Origin of the sequence: Rossellomorea marisflavi, assembly GCF_022170785.1 — a bacterium.
GTDB classification, from domain to species: Bacteria; Bacillota; Bacilli; order Bacillales; family Bacillaceae_B; genus Rossellomorea; species Rossellomorea marisflavi_B.
Genome location: NZ_CP081870.1, coordinates 933,488 through 953,662 on the forward strand (window position 1 = coordinate 933,488; position 20,175 = coordinate 953,662).

14 protein-coding genes are annotated in these 20,175 nt (G+C 44.7%); 12 read left to right on the forward strand and 2 right to left on the reverse strand.

Going from position 1 to position 20,175, the window contains the following annotated elements; translation table 11 throughout:
- The 5 genes from glmS (at position 1) to carB (ending at position 14,369) form a co-directional block, all read left to right on the forward strand.
- Positions 1–480, forward strand: a complete 480-nt coding sequence (gene glmS / locus K6T23_RS05060) for a methylaspartate mutase subunit S (protein ID WP_238283777.1) — start codon at positions 1–3, stop codon at positions 478–480.
- Positions 452–1,903: a methylaspartate mutase subunit E gene (locus tag K6T23_RS05065; protein ID WP_238283778.1), complete on the forward strand. Its 1,452-nt coding sequence runs from the start codon at positions 452–454 to the stop codon at positions 1,901–1,903. The genes glmS and K6T23_RS05065 overlap by 29 nt, the downstream gene beginning before the upstream one ends.
- A gap of 10 nt (positions 1,904–1,913) precedes the next feature.
- Positions 1,914–9,995, forward strand: coding sequence for a non-ribosomal peptide synthetase (locus tag K6T23_RS05070; RefSeq protein WP_238284378.1), 8,082 nt, complete (start codon positions 1,914–1,916; stop codon positions 9,993–9,995).
- Positions 9,996–10,081: 86 nt separating this feature from the next.
- Positions 10,082–11,182, forward strand: a complete 1,101-nt coding sequence (locus K6T23_RS05075) for a carbamoyl phosphate synthase small subunit (protein WP_238283779.1) — start codon at positions 10,082–10,084, stop codon at positions 11,180–11,182.
- Positions 11,172–14,369, forward strand: a complete 3,198-nt coding sequence (gene carB, locus K6T23_RS05080) for a carbamoyl-phosphate synthase (glutamine-hydrolyzing) large subunit (RefSeq protein ID WP_238283780.1) — start codon at positions 11,172–11,174, stop codon at positions 14,367–14,369. Before K6T23_RS05075 ends, carB begins: the two co-directional genes overlap by 11 nt.
- An 85-nt stretch (positions 14,370–14,454) precedes the next feature.
- Here carB and K6T23_RS05085 read toward each other — a convergent pair whose 3' ends face one another.
- The gene (locus K6T23_RS05085) at positions 14,455–14,907 is read right to left on the reverse strand and encodes a VOC family protein (protein ID WP_238283781.1); all 453 of its coding nucleotides are present in this window, start codon (positions 14,905–14,907) and stop codon (positions 14,455–14,457) included.
- A 175-nt stretch (positions 14,908–15,082) separates the two neighbouring features.
- Complete coding sequence (locus K6T23_RS05090; RefSeq protein WP_056533786.1) at positions 15,083–15,517, reverse strand: YybH family protein; 435 nt, start codon at positions 15,515–15,517, stop codon at positions 15,083–15,085.
- Positions 15,518–15,722: 205 nt separating this feature from the next.
- Between K6T23_RS05090 and K6T23_RS05095 the strand changes: the two genes are divergently transcribed.
- The 7 genes from K6T23_RS05095 to K6T23_RS05125 all read left to right on the forward strand — a co-directional run bounded on the left by K6T23_RS05095 (position 15,723) and on the right by K6T23_RS05125 (position 19,872).
- Positions 15,723–16,061: a YolD-like family protein gene (locus K6T23_RS05095; protein WP_056533788.1), complete on the forward strand. Its 339-nt coding sequence runs from the start codon at positions 15,723–15,725 to the stop codon at positions 16,059–16,061.
- Positions 16,062–16,397: 336 nt separating this feature from the next.
- The gene (locus tag K6T23_RS05100; RefSeq protein ID WP_056533790.1) at positions 16,398–16,814 is read left to right on the forward strand and encodes a GNAT family N-acetyltransferase; all 417 of its coding nucleotides are present in this window, start codon (positions 16,398–16,400) and stop codon (positions 16,812–16,814) included.
- 3 nt (positions 16,815–16,817) lie between these two features.
- Positions 16,818–17,399 (forward strand): histidine phosphatase family protein, encoded by a 582-nt coding sequence (locus tag K6T23_RS05105; protein WP_056533792.1) that lies wholly within the window; start codon positions 16,818–16,820, stop codon positions 17,397–17,399.
- 174 nt (positions 17,400–17,573) lie between these two features.
- Positions 17,574–18,254: a metal-dependent hydrolase gene (locus K6T23_RS05110; RefSeq protein WP_238284379.1), complete on the forward strand. Its 681-nt coding sequence runs from the start codon at positions 17,574–17,576 to the stop codon at positions 18,252–18,254.
- 153 nt (positions 18,255–18,407) lie between these two features.
- Positions 18,408–19,274: a GNAT family N-acetyltransferase gene (locus tag K6T23_RS05115; RefSeq protein ID WP_238283782.1), complete on the forward strand. Its 867-nt coding sequence runs from the start codon at positions 18,408–18,410 to the stop codon at positions 19,272–19,274.
- 88 nt (positions 19,275–19,362) lie between these two features.
- Positions 19,363–19,569, forward strand: a complete 207-nt coding sequence (locus tag K6T23_RS05120; RefSeq protein WP_238283783.1) for a hypothetical protein — start codon at positions 19,363–19,365, stop codon at positions 19,567–19,569.
- Between the two features lie 54 nt (positions 19,570–19,623).
- A complete protein-coding gene (locus K6T23_RS05125) occupies positions 19,624–19,872 on the forward strand; it encodes a phosphatase (RefSeq protein ID WP_238283784.1) in 249 nt (82 codons plus the stop codon).
- Positions 19,873–20,175: the final 303 nt, after the last annotated feature.

Here is a 20,175-nt window from a genome sequence, read left to right on the forward strand (position 1 = left end):
ATGAAGAATGCACATACGATTGTGATGGGTGTCATAGGTGAAGATTGCCACTCTGTGGGCAATAAAGTTCTCCACTTTGCTTTCCAAGAGAAGGGATTTACCGTTCATAATCTTGGTGTCCAATGTTCTCAAGAAGAGTTTATTGAAGCTGCTAAGGAAGTTAACGCTGATGCAATCATCGTTTCATCCCTTTATGGTCATGCTGAGCTAGACTGCCGGGGCTTTGCTACAAATTGTACTAAAAGTGGATTGGCTCAAGTGCTTCTTTACATTGGAGGAAACCTTGCAATTGGAAAAAATGAGTGGGCAGTGGTGGAAAAAAAGTTTCTTAAGATGGGATTCCATCGTGCCTTTCACCCATCCGCCGATCTTGATCAAGCAATAGAATGGATTCGCGCGGATATTTCATTACAAAAGGGGACACACTCAATCCCTGGCACGGAGAAGGAAGATGCGACCAAAAAACGCAAAATTAACTGAAGATATATTCTACAGGATAAGGGAGCAGGTTCTAGGAAGTTGGCCAACCGGTCATTGGATTGACTTAGATGAGTCGGTTGAATACTTGCGGTCCCTTCCGCCACACAAATCATTTCCTGAAGTCTTGGCTGAAGCAAAGAAAGTAAATAGGGTATTGCTTCAGCCAAGGGGCGGAGTAGCAACCATTACTGGCCAGACTGCATTGTTGGAAGGTTTCATTAAAGCAGGAGCAGATGTGATGCCTGTTACCATTGATAGCTATACAAGGCAGAATGCTTATCGAAAAAGTGAGCAAGGATTAAGTGAAAGTCTTACAAAGGATACCTCGGTCCTTAATGGGTTTCCCGCTGTGAATCATGGGTTAAGAGGGTGCCGAAAGTTGAGTGAGGCCATACCGCGCCCTCTTCAAGCCAGACATGGGTCACCTGACGGAAGGCTTCTAGCGGAAATTATACACGCTTCTGGATGGACTTCCAATGAGGGGGGAGGCATCTCTTATAACATTCCTTACTCGAAAAAAGCGAGTTTGGAAAGCAGTATCATCAACTGGCAATATTGTGATCGGTTAGTCGGGGTTTATGAGGAAAAGGGAATTTCATTAAACCGGGAACCTTTTGGACCTTTGACGGGTACTTTGGTGCCGCCAAGCATCTCAAATGCTATTGCAATCATGGAGGGCTTACTAGCGGCCGAGCAAGGGGTCAAGAATATAAGCTTGGGCTTTGGTAGTGTAGGTCACGTTCCACAGGATATAGCTGCCATGAAATCGTTGAGGATGATGGCATCGCGACTTTTTAAAGAGTTCGGATATGATGTTAACCTTTCAACCGTTTATCACCAGTGGATGGGTAATTTCCCACGTGAAGAATCTGAAGCCTATTCTGTCATTAATTTGGGGTCTCTCACATCGGTATTGGCAGGTGCGACAAAGATGATTATCAAAACACCCCATGAAGCGGAAGGTATTCCTACATTAGAGGCCAATATGAATGGAATCAGGACGTCCCATCACATGGTAAAGATGATCAGAAGCCAGTTAGGGAGCCTGACGATTGATGTGTCTGATGAAATGGAGATTATTCAAGAAGAAACCATGCTTATTATTGACGAAGTGTTTCGTTTAGGCAAAGGTGATCTGGCCGAAGGAATCATTGAATCGTTTGCAAAAGGAGTTTTGGATATACCGTTTGCGCCGAGCATCTATAACCATGGAGCAGTCATGCCGATCAGAGACTATCTAGGAGCAATTCGGATTGTAGAATTCGGCAATTTGCCCTTTAATGCTCATATTAAAGCGCTGCATCAGGAGAGGATTGCTAAGAGAGAACGTTTGGAAAACAAGAAGGTAAATCACGAAATGATTGTCAATGATATTTTTTCCGTTTCCAACGGGGATTTTTTTCAAAATGGAACCAAGGGGTGACAACGTGACCATGAGAAACAATGGTGTATATGTCAGTGAGACAGAAATTGATCAATCCAAGACCGTGATTGATTCGTTTGAAGAGCAAGCTAAGCATCATCCTGATTGGGTAGCCGTCCGCTATAAAAATGAGGAAATGACGTATGAAGAATTGAACCATCAGTCCAATCAGGTAGCGCATCTGTTGAAAGATCAGGGGCTAAACGTGGAAGAACCTGTAGCCGTATGCATGGACAAGTCCATTCACATGATTACAGCCATTCTAGGAATACTGAAAGCAGGTGGTTACTATGTCCCGTTAGATCCGGCTTTACCAAGTGATCGCTTGACCAAGATCATAAAAAGAATAAACTCTCCTATTCTTCTAACTGATTCAGCTAACGAATCGTTCTTTCATTTAGATCATGTACGAAGCATGCATCATATTGAACGTTCAACTCTCGTAAAATATGCTACGACCAACCTCTCCGATAGAGCTTCCATTCATCATCTTATCTATACCATCTTTACATCAGGGACTACGGGAGAGCCAAAAGGAGTGCAAGTTGAGCACAGGAATGTATTGAACCACCTTCAAGGAATACTGGGCTATATGAACGTAGTAAAACCCTTAAACTATACCCTTCTTACTACGATTGCAGCAGATTTATCCGTCACACCTATATTCGCCGCTCTCATAACAGGTGGGACACTACATATCATCCCCGAAGAGATGATCACTGATGCCGAAAAGCTTGGAATCTATTGCAGGGAGTATGGTGTCAACTGCATGAAATTAGTCCCCTCCCACATGGAGGCACTTTTGTATAGAGATACGCCATCTATCTATATCCCGGATTACATCATTCTTGGTGGAGAACAATTGAAATGGAGCTTGGTGGATAAAATTAAGGAACGCCATCCAACATGTAAGATCTTTAATCATTATGGACCCACAGAGGTAACGGTCGGGGTCATGGCCAACGATATTGATCAAGTGGAAAGGACAGGCAGTGTCATTCCGTTGGGAGAGCCATATGGGTGTTCGGTTATCATGGTTTTGGATGAGAACCTTGATCCAGTAGTACCTGGTGAGATCGGTGAAATCTACATAAGCGGATTAGGTATTACCCGAGGGTACTTTCAGAATGATTTCTTGACCAAAGAGAAATATATACCGAATCCTTGGCAGGAAGGCAAACATGATCATACCCTCTATAAGACTGGAGACCTGGCAAGGGTCAATCCTCAAGGTCAACTGGAATTCGTGAGCAGGATCGATCATCAGGTGAAGGTTCGCGGTTATCGGGTTGAACTAAATGAAATACAAGCCCATCTGGAAGCTAAGGATGAGATTCAAGATAGTGCAGTGGTGGCAAGAATCAATCAGAACGGGGAAACAATTATTCGGGCTGCTTTGGTATTTGATCCAGCATATAAGGGAACTGTCAAACAAATTAGAGAGGCATTAGTAAGTACTCTACCGGCCTATATGCTCCCACAAGAATATGTGGTACTGGATTCCCTGCCCCTCAATGCTAACGGAAAAGTCGATCGACAGCTCATCACCAATCAGGTTTTGGGGGAATTGGCTGGAGCACATGAAGAAGAGATGAGTGTGACAGAGAAGAAAATTCACACCATTTGGTCTTCGTTACTAGACTCTAGTCACATGAATAGAACGGATCGGTTTCTTGAAGTCGGGGGAAATTCATTGAATGCCATTAAATTGGCGAGTGAGCTGGAGGATGCTTTTCAGGTAAGGGTAACAATAGGTGACGTGTTTGAACAGGAAACCATTGAAGACCTTGCAAGTTTAGTAGAGGGTCGACAAGAACAAACGGAAGGTTCCCAGTTGGAAAGATCGCATTTTAGTACGTTGGAGGCATCCTCTCAACAAAGTAGGTTGTGGTTCTGGGATAAACTGGATGTAAATCGTCATTTGTATAATATTCCTTATAAAGTAAAGCTCACAGGAGGTGTTGATCCGAGTAGGCTTCACAAGGCAATTCGAATGATGATGGTGAAGCATGAGATTCTGAGAACCAAGATCATAGAGAACGATGGCCGTCCCATGCAAAAAGTGGACGTAGAAGGAGGAGATGTTCCATTTGAAGTGGTGAATGCATCGATGAATCCTCATGATGTGGAGGAGTTCATTGAAGATAAAGCAAAGAGAGCATTTGATTTATCTAAAGGGACTTTATTCGAAGTGGTTCTTTATAAAGTAAGTCCAGAAGACCATACGTTATTCCTTAATTTTCATCATAGTATTTTTGATGACTGGTCCTTCACCATCTTTTTGGAGGATTTGCTTTCCTTTTATCATTCTCCTGAAAGGGGCCTGGATTCAAGCCAATTGCTTCAATACCAAGACTATTCTGAGTGGCATAAAAAGCATTTACTCATTCATAGAGAAAATCTGGTTGACTATTGGTCTCGAGTATTGGAAGGAAATGTAGAAAAGGTGAAATTCGCCGATTATCACGAAGAGGCTAATGAGTCTTTTGAAGGTGAATCTTTCCATTTCCATATTCCTGGGAAGTCAGTGGAGAAGGTAAACCGTCTTGCTAAGGAAACCGGTACCACTAAATTCATGGTTCTCATGAGTCTGTTTCAACTTATGCTCTACAAATATACGCATAAACAAGACATCATCGTAGGGGCACCTGTTGCCGGAAGGCCGGGAGGTCACTTTGATCAGACACTGGGCTTTTTCGTCAACACTTTGCCATGGAGGACACAGTTTGATGAAACGTCGACCTTCATCAGTCTCTTGCGTCATGTTCAAAAGCAAAGTGTTGATCACCTGAAGCATGTGCATCTTCCTTTCGAAGATATAGTGAAGGAAGTGAGAAGTGGTGTAGAATACAGCCTCACGCCTATCATGAATATCATGATGGCCTTCCAAAATGCGCCTAAGCTGAATCGCGATAAGTATCCCCTGTTAACGGGTGCGCCTGAAAAAGTGAACAATCATACATCCAAATATGATCTTACTTTGTTTTTGGAAGAGAATGAGGGAGAGATCTTAGGCCGGTGGGAGTACAAATCGTTCCTCATTACAAAAGGAAGAATAAAGCAATTTACGAGGCATTTTTCAAAGCTGCTAGATGGCTTGTATGAAAAACCTCTGAATAGTCGGATAGAAGAGTTTAATTTGCTAACAAAGGAAGAAGAGAAGCAGCTAACAGAAACCATCGATGAAGTTGCCCCATCTGTGGGTTTGCACACCTTATTCGAAGCGCAGGCAAAACGAACCCCTGAAAATATAGCCGTTATTCAAGGAGACAATCAATTGACGTATAAGGAGTTAGATGAACGATCATCTTATCTCCGCGACCACTTAATTCAACGTGGTGTTTCTCGCAATGACATCGTCGCAATTAATATGGACCGCTCGCCCGAAATGGTGGTGTCACTTCTCGGAATCTTGAAGGCTGGAGGAGCGTACTTACCTATTGATACCGGTATGCCTCCGGGTAGAGTGGAAGAGATTTTAACCGACTCACGTGCAAAAGTGATTGTAGTCTGTGGTGACCAATCCCATTCGACAGAGTTTTCATCAATCATGGATGTAAGCAGACTTGACTGGGATCAGGCAGATGGATGCGGGAATTCAATAGTGGTGGAGGGAACAGACGTAGTATCTGTCTACTACACATCTGGATCCACGGGAAAACCGAAGGGAGTAGCCAATCACCATCAAGGATGGGTCAATCGAATGGAGTGGATGCAATCCTATCATCAATTAAGGGAAGAGGAGACTGTTTTACATAAAACCACTCTTTCGTTTGATGACGCAGCGGTCGAAATCTTCTGGCCGCTAATAATCGGGGCTCGAGTTGCCTTGATGAATCCTGAAGAACATAAGGATCCACGCGCCATCATAGAGGATACTGTGAAATATGATGCGTCTATCCTTCACTTCGTCCCTAGTATGTTGAAACTCTTCGTTGAAGAAATTAGTGAGGAAGAAGAAAAGGATATGCCTTCACTTCGTGCCATCATCTCAAGTGGGGAAGCCCTTGCAACCTCACTCGTCAAAGACCTTTTCTCGAAGTTGGATGTCAGATTGTTGAATTCATGGGGTGCGACAGAAGTTTCCATTGATTCCACCTGCTATGAATGTACGCTTTCAGACGTGGGCGGCGATCGATTTGTCCCAGTGGGTAAGCCGATCCAAGGAAATTATATCTATGTTCTTGATAAATCCATGAAACCCGTACCAGCTGGTGTAATTGGCGATTTGTATATTGGTGGTGTAGGATTGGCCAAGGGCTACGTCAATGATCCTGAGAAAACAAGGAACAGCTTCATCCAAAATCCTTATCATCCAGATGAGAAGATTTATCGTACAGGAGATCAGGGGTACCTGCGATTGGATGGCAATCTCGTGTTTACAGGAAGGAAGGATTCACAAGTAAAGGTCAGGGGCATGAGGGTTGAACTGGGCGAAATCGAATCCTCAATTAAAGCTTTCTCAGCAATCAAAGATGCAATTGTTCACTTTGCTGATCCTTCCAACAAGCAGGGGTTAGTCGGGTATATGGTTGTGAAAGAACCATTCGAACAAAACCATTTACATCAGTTTATGAGTAGGAAGCTTCCCGATTATATGATGCCGAAGTACATGGTTGAATTGGCTGCGTTTCCAATAAATAAGAATGGCAAGTTGGATTATCATGCTCTACCTAAACCTAGTAAGAATGATTTATTTAATCAGGAGGAATATTTCCCGCCGGAAACCCCGATGGAAATTCAGTTGTCCCGTATTTGGGAAGAGTTATTGGAGACTGAGGAGATCAGTGTGGAAAGTAACTTCTTCACGGTAGGAGGTCATTCCCTGTTGGGGGTCAAATTGATTTCAAGAGTGAATCGTTCATGTAACACGGATTTAAGGCTAAGGGATTTATTTGACTCTCCCACCATCAGGGAAATGGCAGTGAAGGCTGAGCGGATATCAAGAGGTATACAGGAAACGAATAATGGAGGGAATCCATTCCACCCCCTATCATATGCACAAGAGCGAATGTGGTTTTTACATCAACTAGACCCGGCGGATTATAGTTACCATATGCCTTATGGAGTGAAAATGAGTGGAGAACTTGATCTGGACATTTTTAGAGATAGCATTAAATATGTACTGAAACAAAACACAATCCTCCATTCGCGCTTTCGCTTAGAAAAGGGTAAGCCATATGCTATTGCGGGAGATATAGATGTCCAGATTGATCTCGAGACAGCGGGGGGTACAGACCATCTCATCAATGAGTGGTTGAGACAGCCTTTCAATCTAGAGGAGGATGCTCCGTACAGAATGAAACTGGTAAAGGTAAAGCAATCTGAATTTCATTTCTATATCGTTTTTCACCACATTGTCATGGATGGAATCTCATTGGAATTCTTTGAACAACAGTTGTTTGAAACCTATAATCGTCTAAAAGAAAAAAAGCCATTAGCAATCAGGCATGTCCCTTCCTATTTTGAGTATGCAAAGGGCCAAAAAGAGTATAGTACGTCGACTTTCTATAAAGATCAGCTAGAGTATTGGAAAGGAAAGCTAAGCGGTGAACTGGTTAAAACCCAATTCCCACTTGATCAACACAATCATAATTTAGAAGAGCAAACTCAACAGATGACGCAGACATTCTCCGAGAAATCCTTCACAAATATAAAAAAAATAAGCAGGCGACATGGTTCGTCTAATTTCACTATCGTGGCTTCTGTTCTATCCATTCTGCTTCATCGGATCAATGGACAAGAAGACTTGATCATGGGGACGCCTATCATCGATCGTCCTTCAAAATGGGAAGAGTCAATGGGATTATTCTTGAATACCCTTCCCTTAAGGATCCGTGTACACAGTGAACAAACAATTGATGAAGTCATCAGGGGAACAAGTCAATCTGTGAGAGAACTCTTCATGCACCAAGACGTCCCATTTGAAAAGATTGTTGAGGAAGTTCAGCCTAATCGGACAGGGAACTCCAACCCCTTATTCGATATTCTTGTGAACTATATCAGTTACGAACAGAATCAAGAAAGGCTAATTGATCTGGAAGTCGAAAGAAAAAAATTCCATGATTCAAAGGCAAAATTCCTACTAACTTTCTATTTCATTGATGACCAGGACTCACTGAGTGTAAGGGTCGTTTTTCAGGGGCAAAAGATCCATGAGACAAGAATTCAAACCTTTCTTCACCAATTCAACACTGTCTGTGAATCATTGTTAGCAAATCAGGATATTTCTGTCGGAAGACTTGACATCAATCATACACATACAAATGCTGTGGTTGAGCCTAGCCTTCAAAAAGTGCCATTCGCTAAAACCCTAAAAAAAGCCATTGAGGACAATCTACGGGCTGACGCCTTGGAAGAACAACGTACTATATGGACATACAAAGATGTGATGGAGTATGCCAATGGGTATACACATGCATTTAGGAACCTGAACCTATCCAAAGGTGACCGTATCGCTCTATTTGGAAAGAGCTCGTTCCGTTATATTACAAGCATCGTGAGTATGATGGTAAACGGATATGTGTTCGTGCCTATCCATGTAGATACCCCTAAGAACCGGATCAAGAGGATTCTTGAGGAAGCAGAGGTCTCTCTATTCGTAGATTTCGATCAGGTATTATCAGCTACGGAGAGAGATGATCTGAATGTCCTTTATTTTTCACCCACTATCTCTATTCCGGGGCCGGATCATCTGACAGAAGGTTTATTGGGGGATTCAACCGTAGATCACAATTCTGACGCCTATATCTACTTCACTTCCGGCTCGACAGGTACGCCAAAAGGAATCATGGGCAATCAAAAAGGCTTGAATCACTTTTTGTGCTGGCAAAGAAGAGAGTTTGACATTCAACCATCTGATCGCATAGCACAACTTACCAACCCAGGATTTGATGTGTATCTCCGTGATGTTTTCCTTCCGCTCATTAGCGGTGCAACGCTTTGCATACCGGACGGCAATGAAGAAGAGATTGATTGGATGAAGCGGAAGGAAATTACGGTTGTCCACGCCGTACCATCTTTAGTGAAACGATGGATGGAACATACCAGTACGAAGGGGCTTTTGATTAGGTTGACCTTTTTCGCTGGGGAACCGTTGCCTTATGACCTGGTCACAGAGTGGAAAGAAATCATTGGCGATGGTGCAGAAGTGGTCAATCTCTATGGCCCTTCTGAGACCACTTTGGCAAAGAGCTTTCATAGGGTGGGCCCCAATGAGGAAAGACTGTCCATTGTTCCAATCGGACAGGCCATCCCTGAAACGGAGGTGCTGATTTTGAATACGCAGCAATCGCTCTCTGGAGTGAATGAACCAGGGGAAATCGTCATCAAGACTCCTTACCGGACGAGGGGGTATTTGAACCGGAATGATACATTTAGTCAAAATCCGTTGTCTACCGACAAGGAGGACCTGGTCTACTTCACAGGTGACATAGGGAGATATCATCCCAATGGATTTGTAGAGATCTTAGGAAGAAAGGACTTTCAAGTCAAGCTTAACGGGGTAAGAATCGATCTGAATGAAGTGGAATACTTCTTAAATCTAGTCCCAGTGATTAAGCAAGCGATCGTGACAAAAGTGGAAGAGGGAAAAAGAGAATACTTAGTGGCATACATGGTCCCTGAAGAAGGAGCGGAAATCAGCGAGTATGAAGTCAGGAAACAACTCTTGGAGAACCTCCCAATCTCCATGATTCCTCTCATGGTGAAGATGGAGAACCTCCCAATCAACCAAAATGGCAAGGTGGATCGAAAGAAGCTTCCACATCCGAAATGGGCTGACGGAGACCATGATCAATTAGTAGGGCCAGAGGAGGAGAAATTGGCGGGGATATGGAAGCAAATACTTCACATAGAGACTAGTTTAAGGAAGAATGATGATTTCTTCGCCCTGGGGGGCCATTCCTTGTTAGCCATCCGACTACTAAACGAAATCCTTGATCAGTTCCACACGGAAGTCAAACTGATTGATTTATTCGAAAACCCTACAATAAAACGTATGAATCAACTGATTGGAAGCAGGATGGGAAATGCTGATGCGAATGCCAAGAACAAAATATCAAAGGCTGCAAGAGTTCCGATCAAGCATTGAGGTGCAAATGAGTGATGGTTCGTTTACTCGGCTATCACTCGTTGTTTCGAATTTGGTCGAGAGATGAACGTTGGGGAGTGAAGGCGGTGCAAGAGTTAAAGATCCTATTGGAAAATGGAATCGAGTTTCACGGTACAGGCATTTGCGGAGAAAGACCATATATAGGGGAGATTGTATTCTGTACGGGAATGACTGGTTATCAAGAAGTCTTGACGGATCCTTCCTATCATGGTCAATTCGTTGTCATGACCTATCCGTTAATCGGAAATTATGGGATAAATGATGGGGATTCGGAATCAAACAAACCCAAAGTAAAGGGACTGATCGTGAAGGAGTTGTGCGAAACTCCCTCTCATTATCAAAGCAAGATGTCCGTATCAGACTACCTATTGGAGGAAGAAATCCCGTTTGTCACTGAGGTAGATACAAGAGAACTAACCAAAGTGATCAGAGAGGAAGGAACGATGAGGGCAAGTATCGCCCCGTTGGATTATCCGAAGGAAGTATTGCTTAAAGAGTTGGGTCGTGGGGACGGGAGAAATTCGGTCGAATGTGTCACGTCACAGCATGCCTACACGATACCAGGAGAAGGGGAGCATGTGCTGGTACTAGACTTAGGCCTGAAAAAGGGGATTATGAAGGAGCTCACTGGTCGAGGTGTCTGTCTTACGGTGGTCCCTGCATTCACGTCCATTGAAGAGATTCACCGTTTGTCTCCGGATAAAATTATTCTTTCAAATGGACCGGGGGACCCTAAGGACTCCTCATATGTAATTCAACTAGTGAAAAGGTTGATTCCAGACTATCCTATCTTCGGCATTTGTTTAGGTCATCAGATTATCGCCCTAGCGTGTGGTGCGGATACGGAAAAGATGAAGTTTGGCCACAGAGGACCCAATCACCCTGTTAAAGATCATCGAACCAACCTTGTGAAGATTACCTCTCAGAATCACAATTATACTGTTAGGAAAGAAAGTATAATAAAAACGGATTTGGAGATCATCCAGACAGCACTCCATGATGGAACTGTGGAAGGGATCATGCACAAAACGTATCCGGTCATGTCGGTTCAATATCATCCTGAAGGATCTCCTGGGCCGATGGATTCTAATGAGCTCTTTCACTCCTTCATCGAGCGTGATTTTAAAAAGGAACAAGAAGCAAGGGGGAAAGTCCATGTACGGTAACCCAAAAAAGATACTGGTGATTGGATCAGGTCCAATTGTAATAGGTCAGGCTGCAGAGTTTGATTACTCTGGAACTCAAGCATGCCAAGCATTGAAGGAAGAAGGGTATTACGTCCTTCTAGTTAACTCCAATCCTGCCACCATCATGACAGACAAGACTACCGCTGATGAGATCTATATGGAACCCTTAACAGTAGAGTATGTAAAGACTATTATTATAAAAGAAAAGCCTCAAGCACTATTGGCCACCCTAGGAGGACAAACGGCACTGAATATCGCCTATGAACTTGATCAGGAGAACTTTCTGCAAGATCATCAGGTCACTCTTTTAGGTGTAACAGCGGAGACAATTCGGAAAGGGGAAGACAGATTACTATTTAAAGAGTTGATGCTAGATATTCATGAGCCCGTTCCTGAAAGTCGAATCGTCACGTCCATCAAAGAAGCTAAGGAAGTGGCAAGTGAATTTGATTTTCCGCTCATCGTGAGACCGGCTTACACATTAGGGGGAACGGGTGGAGGTATATGTCATAACCTCGAAGAGCTGGAGTCGGTTACTGGCAACGGTCTTTCTTTATCTCCAATTGGTCAATGTTTAGTTGAAAGAAGCATTAAAGGGTTCAAAGAAGTTGAAATGGAAGTGATGCGGGATAGCTATGGGCAAGCGGTCATTGTATGCCACATGGAAAACCTGGATCCTGTCGGTGTTCATACCGGTGATTCCATCGTCGTATCACCCTGTCAGACATTGAGCGATAAGGACTATCAGATGCTCCGTACTTCCGCCCTTAAAATCATCAGCCATCTATCCATCGTTGGAGGATGTAATATTCAATTCGCACTTCATCCTAATACCAAACAATATTACATTATTGAAGTAAATCCAAGGGTGAGCCGTTCATCCGCATTGGCCTCTAAGGCAACAGGCTACCCGATTGCCAAGATTGCTGCCAAACTGGCAGTAGGAAAAGGTCTGCATGAAATCCAAAACCCCATTACTAAAACTACATATGCTTGCTACGAGCCTGTATTGGATTATGCCGTTGTGAAAATTCCTGTCTTTCCTTCAGAAAAATTCGGACTTGAGCCTGATCAGCTTGGAACACAAATGAAGGCAACTGGAGAAGTGATGGCCATCGGGCGAACGTTCGAAGAAGCCTTGATGAAAGGAATTCGGTCAGTCAGTCGGAAATATGAGCAATATTGGTTGGGACAAGTTGATTGGGAGGATGGGAATCTCACTAGACTGAGCTCCCCTGATCACCATCGCATCTTTTTGATTGCAGAAGCGTTTAGAAGAGGCGTGTCGGTTGATACCATCTTTGAAGTATCAGAAGTGGATCGGTATTTTTTGTATAAGATCAAGAAAATCATAGATGTAGAGAGTAAGATTAAAAGTCAACGTGTAGACGCTAAACTTTTACTTAAGGCTAAGAAAATGGGATTATCTGATTATCAGATTGCTTTACTCAAAGGCAGTGCAGAGCAAGATATCTATAAAAAAAGAATAGCGTCACAAATGCTTCCAGTATATAAAATGGTCGACACGTGTGCAGGAGAATTCGAATCTTATACGCCATATTACTACAGTACCTATGAGCAGTTCAACGATGCCTCTCCATCTCATAAAGAAAAAATAGTCATCTTAGGATCTGGCCCCATTCAAGTAGGACAGGGAATAGAATTCGATTATGCAACTGTCCATGCGATCCAAGCGGTTAAGGATAACGGATTTGAATCAATTATTATCAACAATAATCCAGAAACGGTTTCCACCGATTTCAGTATTTCAGATAAACTTTATTTTGAACCCCTGACGGTAGAGGATGTCATGAATATCATTGATTTTGAACAACCTATGGGCGTACTCGTACAATTCGGTGGTCAGTTGGCCATTAATCTTGCCAAGCAGTTGAAGGATAGGGGGGTAAACGTTCTTGGGACTTCGGTTGAATCCATCGAGATAGGTGAGAACCGTGGTGAACTTGTTTGTGCATTAGAGGAGTTGAATATCCTTCATCCTAATGGTGAAACAGTGTTGACTATCAATCGTGCCCGTGAAGTAGTATCTGATCTAGGTTATCCGCTCATCGTGCGTCCTTCTTACGTAATTGGTGGCAGTGATATGGAGGTCATCACATATCATGGAGAGTTAGAGTCGTACCTATCACGATATGACTTTGCGAAGGGGAACCCGCTCCATATCGACCAGTACATCGAAGGGATTGAACTGGAATTAGATGCGATTTGTGATGGTGAGAAAGCAGTCATACCAGCAGTTTTGGAGCATATTGAACAATCCGGGGTTCACTCCGGTGATTCGATGGCAATCTATCCACCTCGAAAGCTCGGAAAGAAAGTCCTTGATGAACTAACCGTGTTGACAAACAAGCTCACACGATTTTTGAAGATCAAAGGATTAGTTAATATTCAAGCGGTGTATTCCAACCAACAAATCTACTTAATCGAGATAAATCTACGCTCAAGTAGAACATTGCCATTTATTAGTAAGATCTCAGATCTTAACATGGCTGCCCTCGCTACCAATTGTCAGTTGGGATACTCGCTTTCATCAGATGATAGGTCGAAGAATGAAAGACCAAGGGATGATGTATTCTATGTGAAGGCGCCGGTCTTCTCTTTCTCCAAAATGACAGCTATTGATCCCATTCTTACACCCGAAATGAAGTCTACTGGAGAAGTAATTGGATATGACAAACAATTCGACCTAGCGGTATTAAAGTCTTTTCAAGCAGCTGGGCTGAGCTTGGGAATTGGAGAAGAACAGGCTTTAATTCTAGTAGATTTCATCAATGACCATCTTGAACAGCTTCTTGAAAGATTGTCTTGCCACACCTCAGAGTTCCTCTTTGTTGAGGGTGAGAAAAAAGGTACGGGTCATTTAAATCAAAACATAAAAACAATCAGTTTATCTGAAGATATCTTATCTGAATTAATCAGGAAAATGAAACAAAAATCGATAGGGATCGTGATCGATTTGCGAAGAGGTAAGAGTAAGTGGGAGAAGGAGCTGAGAAAGAATGCTGTTCAACACAATATTCCACTATTTACAAATGTAGATACCCTTTCCTTATTTGTTACTTCTTTAGAAACAAAGGATAGAATGCAGGATCAAAAGCTTGGCGTACATCCTTTTTATGAAAAGGAAAATGTACGATTGAGGTAGATTGCAATAGACCATTTTTAAAACGACTTAGTCGTGATACAGTCTAAGTCGTTTCTTCTATCTTCTAATGGAATCATATTGTGTTTTAGTTCTCTGCTATCCACTCACTCAAATACATCATCCCGTTCGCATCTCCCGGATTTTCAAGGGGGCAGATCAGCTCCAGGCTGTTGCCGTCGGGATCGGGGAAGTGGATTTTTGCGTGGGCCATCCCGTTATGTGCCATGATGAACGGTTCCACGGGTTCGAATCCGAATGCTTTGCGGGGTGTGCAGCCGCGCTCGATCAGCCAGGGGACGGACTGCTTCAATTCTTCCAGTGAAACGTGGAAGGCGATATGCCGGATGGAAGGGTGATACGCGAGTTCCACACAATCCGTTTCCCATAGCCCGAGCCAGCTTCTTTCTTTCTCAATCCCCATGAACGCAAGCCCGTCCCCTGCGCGGTGGGAGAGCTCCAAACCCAGCCCCTCGTAGAATGCGATGGAACGATCTACGCTCCTTACGGGAAGATGGGCTTCGTATAATCCTTTGATCATGGTCATGACCTCCTTTTCTATACTGTACCTTGACGAACGGGTGGATTCGACGGGCAAAAGGCCGGGTTGGTATGAGACATAAGGTGGAGGTAAAGGGGATAGAGAGGTTCCTCCCATTTGAAAAAAGCTTCGTCCCTTCAGCAATTATGTGGAGGGAAGAAGCTTTTTACGGTTTTCATCTCAGGTGGAACATTCCTTTTCCCGTGTTCATATCGATCGGCAACGAAGAATGTTGATGGGCGATGACCCAAGACCCCTCAATCTTTTTGAGACCGAATGTAAACCGGTTCGCGATCTGTCGAAGTTTTTCTTCCGATTCTTTCGTATACGCAGCAAACACCACTTCACAATGAACAAAAGCGACTGTATTGCTTTCCTCTACCTTTATTTCGTTAAATAGGACTTTGAGGATCTCTCCTTCTTCTCTCAAACCTGTAAACCATTCGATCACATTCTTTCTCCACTCTGAGATCCCTCTGCATTCCCAGTTGCCCCAACAATCATAAATGTGAACATCCTCGGCATGGATAGATAAGAATTTCTCCACATCCTGTTCGTAAACGGCCGTTTTGTATACTTCAAGAACATCTTTTGCGGCACCATTCTTCATTTTGAGTACCCCTCTCTAATAATCATCTCGACTAGTCATTCGAGGCTACCTGGTTAATTCCTTTTTTATAGAGGAATTATCCCGTTCCCAATCATCTAGGTAAATGGGTGGAGATAATTGGCAGCCTATAAGCCTTCTGTCTCAATACGTCTCATTTCGTAAAAGAACAGATGTTCGGTTATACTACCGGAAAGAGGTGATTGAAATGATAAGAGACAGAGGGAAAATCAAATGGACGTCGCTCATGCTCCCGGAGCACGTCAAGGAACTGAGGGATATTTGGGAGGTTTTCGAGCGCGATCAGAAGCCTGAAGTCGACATCTTTGCCATGACGGAGATGGAGGAACGGATCCGCTACGCCATGGAGTACCACCTTCCCCTACGTATGAAAATCTGGAATGAATTGAAGGGGAAATGTGAAATGACGACGGGGACGGTTCATTATCTCAATGAGCGGGACCGGAAGCTGATACTTGAGTGCGGAGATGAAGGATTCGTCAAGGTGCGGGTGGAGGATCTGATTTCGGTGGATGTAGTGGAATAAGAGCGACAGGGACACTTGCGGGAGCGTGAGTGTCTTTGTTTATGGAAAATAAAAGGAAATCGTACAGGGGATATGATATGGTAATAGAGAAGTTTTTTTACGAGCGGTTATTCATCAAAGAGAGATAAATGGGGGTGGAAATCATGTTGAAGAAATTCACCATGACGGGGAAAATCCTTTTTGCGATGGGGTTCATACTCTTTGTGCTAAGCTCTTTTCTGTATTCAGAATTCAACGAGGAAGGCTACTAGAAGATGGGGTTGGTCATCGGTGCACTAGTGGCCATCAGTTCCAACTTCTTTACAATCAAACGTGCATCCAAAAGGAGAGCCTGACATGATTAAACAAATCGATCACCCGCAAGCCTGGGAGCTCCGCCACACCGTCATGTGGCCGGACCGACCCTATGACTATATCAAGGTGGAGGGCGATGAATCGGCCCTGCACTACGGACTCTTTCATGAAGGTGACCTGAAGTCCGTCATCTCCCTCTTCATCGAGGAAAGGGAGTGTCAGTTCAGGAAGTTTGCCACCCTTGATGAAGAGCAGGGAAAGGGCTACGGGAGCCGACTGCTTGACTATGTACTCGAAGAACTAAAAGCCATGGGCATCCGCCGGATCTGGTGCAACGCACGCATCGAGAAAGCCGGCTTCTATACCCGGTTCGGTCTTCGTGAAACCGACCGCCGCTTCACCAAAGGCGGCAAGACGTATGTGATCATGGAAATGACACATGCGTCAAAGGAGGGGTAGCCAATGGAGATCACATTCATCCGACATGGGCAGGGGGAGCATACGCTGAGCCTGCCGGAAAGCTTTCAGTTGGAGGACCCGTCATTGACGGAAGCGGGGAGAGAGCAGGCGAGAAGCCTTTCGTCCGTTTTCGATGTCACGAAGGATGATCTAGTGGTGGCGAGCCCTACGCGAAGGACCTTGCAAACGGCCTCCTTGATTGCCGGTGAATCGGGGTGCAGGCGGGTCGTGCATCCGTTGGTGTCCCCGAGGATGTTCCCGCAGAAGCAGGGGGCAATGACCCTTCCATGTGACCGGATGCTCGACCAGGAGACAATTGGAACCGAATTTCCTGGGTTTGAGTTGGGATCAGGGATGGACCGAAACATGTGGACGTCAGGTATCAATGTCTTGCCCCATGACGAGTTTGCAGAATGCGCAGATGTCTTTTTACGGTGGGCTGAGGATCAGGGCGCCCATCACGTGTACGTGGTATCCCATGACGGGACAATCACAGCGTACCGGGAGCGATTGAGAAGAGAAACGCTATCCAGAGCCGACTTCTTAAATGATGCGGGCTGGATCAGGGAGCAGTATGGACAGTGAACGCTACAAGAGGCTGCCTCACAGCAGCCGGTAGTCATGCGTTCTGTTCACGGATGATTTTCAATCGGTTCAGCAATCCGAAGAAGTGTTCATTGTAAAGGACCATTCTGTTTTACCGGCTGATCAAACGGGTAAACTACGTCTGTAAACATTTACGGAAGCGGGGAGATAATGATGAAGATCTCATATCATGGCCACTCAGTGGTGAAATTCGAAACCAACGGAAAAACGATCCTTGTTGATCCGTTCATCAACGGGAATGAATATACCGATCTAAATGCAGATGACGTCAAAGCTGATGTGATCATCCTGACCCACGGACATAACGACCACGTGGGTGATACTGTCGCCATCGCGAAAAGGAATGACTCCTTGGTGATTGCACCGAACGAGCTGGCGAACTATCTTGGCCTTCAGGGCCTCAATACTCATCCGATGTCAATCGGCGGAGCGCGAGAGTTCGACTTCGGTAAGGTGAAATTCACCCAGGCATTCCATAGCTCAAGCTATACAACAGAAGATAACGAAATCATCTATACCGGCATGCCGGCAGGCTTCCTCTTGATGGCTGAAGGGAAGACGATTTACCACGCAGGAGATACAGGTTTGTTTTCCGACATGAAGCTGATCGGTGAACGCCATCCGATCGACCTTGCTTTCCTTCCAATCGGGGATAATTTCACGATGGGACCAGAGGATGCAGCACTTGCCGCTAAGTTCTTGAAAGCGAAGGAAGTCGTTCCTGTCCATTACGATACATTCCCGCCGATCAAGCAGGATCCGCATAAATTCGTCGAGATGCTTGAAGACAGCAAAGGCCGCGTCATGAAAGCAGGAGACACCATCGATCTATAAGATCATCACCGGAATCATCCGGGACCTTCACAGGAGGTTCCGGGTGATTTTTTGTTGAGTGAAAAAATAGTTTTGTTATAATTTTCCTTTTGTTATGATAGAAGGAACAGGTAGCAGCGTTAGTTGAAATTGACAAAGAGAAGGGGAATGTGCGTGGAATTTAGAAAGAACGTTCGGGAGAATCAGAACTTACGTGACAGCTTCAACCAGCTTGCAGAGGACACATTCGGCATCCATTTTGGACAGTGGCATGCCAGGGGATATTGGACAGAGAAGTACGTGCCATTTTCCTATATCGAAGGAGACCGGGTCATTGCCAACGTGTCCGTGAACCTGATCGACTTTACCATAGCAGGAGAAGAAAAGAAGGCGATCCAGATCGGGACCGTCATGACCCATCCCGACTACCGGAATCGCTGTTTATCGACGGATCTCCTGAAGAGCGTGCTGGCGGAATACCGGGATCAGGTCGACTTCTTCTATCTGTTTGCCAATCAAAATGTACTGGAGTTTTACCCGAAGTTCGGATTCCAGGCGCAGCAAGAAATGCTGTTCAGCATGGTGCCAGGCACCGTCGGTAAAGTGAACGCAAGGAAGCTTGATATGGAGGAGGACGAAGACCGCGATCTTGTATACGGGATCGCCAGGGACAGGCTGCCGGTATCCACTCGCTTCGGGACGAGAAACACGGGTGAGCTGTTCATGTTCTATGCTCTCTATGCCTTCCCGGATAACCTTTATTATCTCGAGGAAGAAGACGCGGTGGTGATGTTCCAGCGTGACGGGGAGAGGCTTGATCTGTTTGATGTCGCATGCCGCGAAACCGTGGATGTCAGAAAGATTGCCGAAAAGCTTGCAGACGATGATACACGGCAGATCGTCTTCCATTTCACACCGGAGGAGACGGAAGAGATGCAGGCAGATGTATTCCACGGGGATGACGTGCTGTTCGTCCTGCCCATTAAGAGCGGGGTAGGGATTCCTGACGGGGTGAAGCATCCGTTGACGGCGCAGGCTTGACGTGAATCGTCCCCATTTAGTAAAAAGGAATTATTTCCTTTATGTGGAATGATATATGTAAGGTGATTCTGGAGCGGAGGTGAGTGATATGGACTTTCTATCCTGGTACGACTGGCTTACGCCGACGAATCCCATGGCGTCGATCTTTTTCGGGTTGATCTTCACGGTCATCGTCGGGGTGACGGTATGGTGGGATACGAGGAAGATGGAGTCGGCCTTCGTTGCGGCGTTGACGGGGATCCTGGTGACGGTGGTCGGGGTCGCAATCTTGAATGCCATTGGGTTTTATGCATGACGCATGGGAACCGTCCCCATGCGTCGTCCAAAATCAGACATCGGGGGAATACTCATGAAGAAACTTGCGACAGGGTTGGTCCTGATCTTATCCAGTGCCATTTTATATGGATCGACGTTGATTACCGCAGCGATTTATTCCACGGTTCTAAGCAAAGAAGGGTTTGGTTGGGATTCGCGCTACGGTGTGTTCGGGACGGCGTTTCGGAGGATCGGAACCGTTCCGTTAGTCTTTTCGATACTCTTGGCTGTGGTGGGGATTGGATTCACAGGCTATTCGTTTTATCAGAAAAAGAAATCATAAATGACGCACCGGAACCGTCCCTAAGCACCACCCAACCAAAGCAGTCTCCCAATGGAGGCTGCTTTGGTTTTTATATCGGGTTCGCGTTGCTAATAGCAATAGGGGTTGTGGCAAATACTAAAGTAGGATGGTAAAGGCTCAATAGAGGTGTACTTACACATGACAAGAAGCCGGTTTGTCGAGGAGGAATATATTTTTTGAATACAGGGTACTATCATACAGTAACAGGCCTTTTCAGTAAGTAGAAGTTGAAATCATAAACGATTATTCAGGCAACCTGGTATTTCATGTAGAAATCCATTC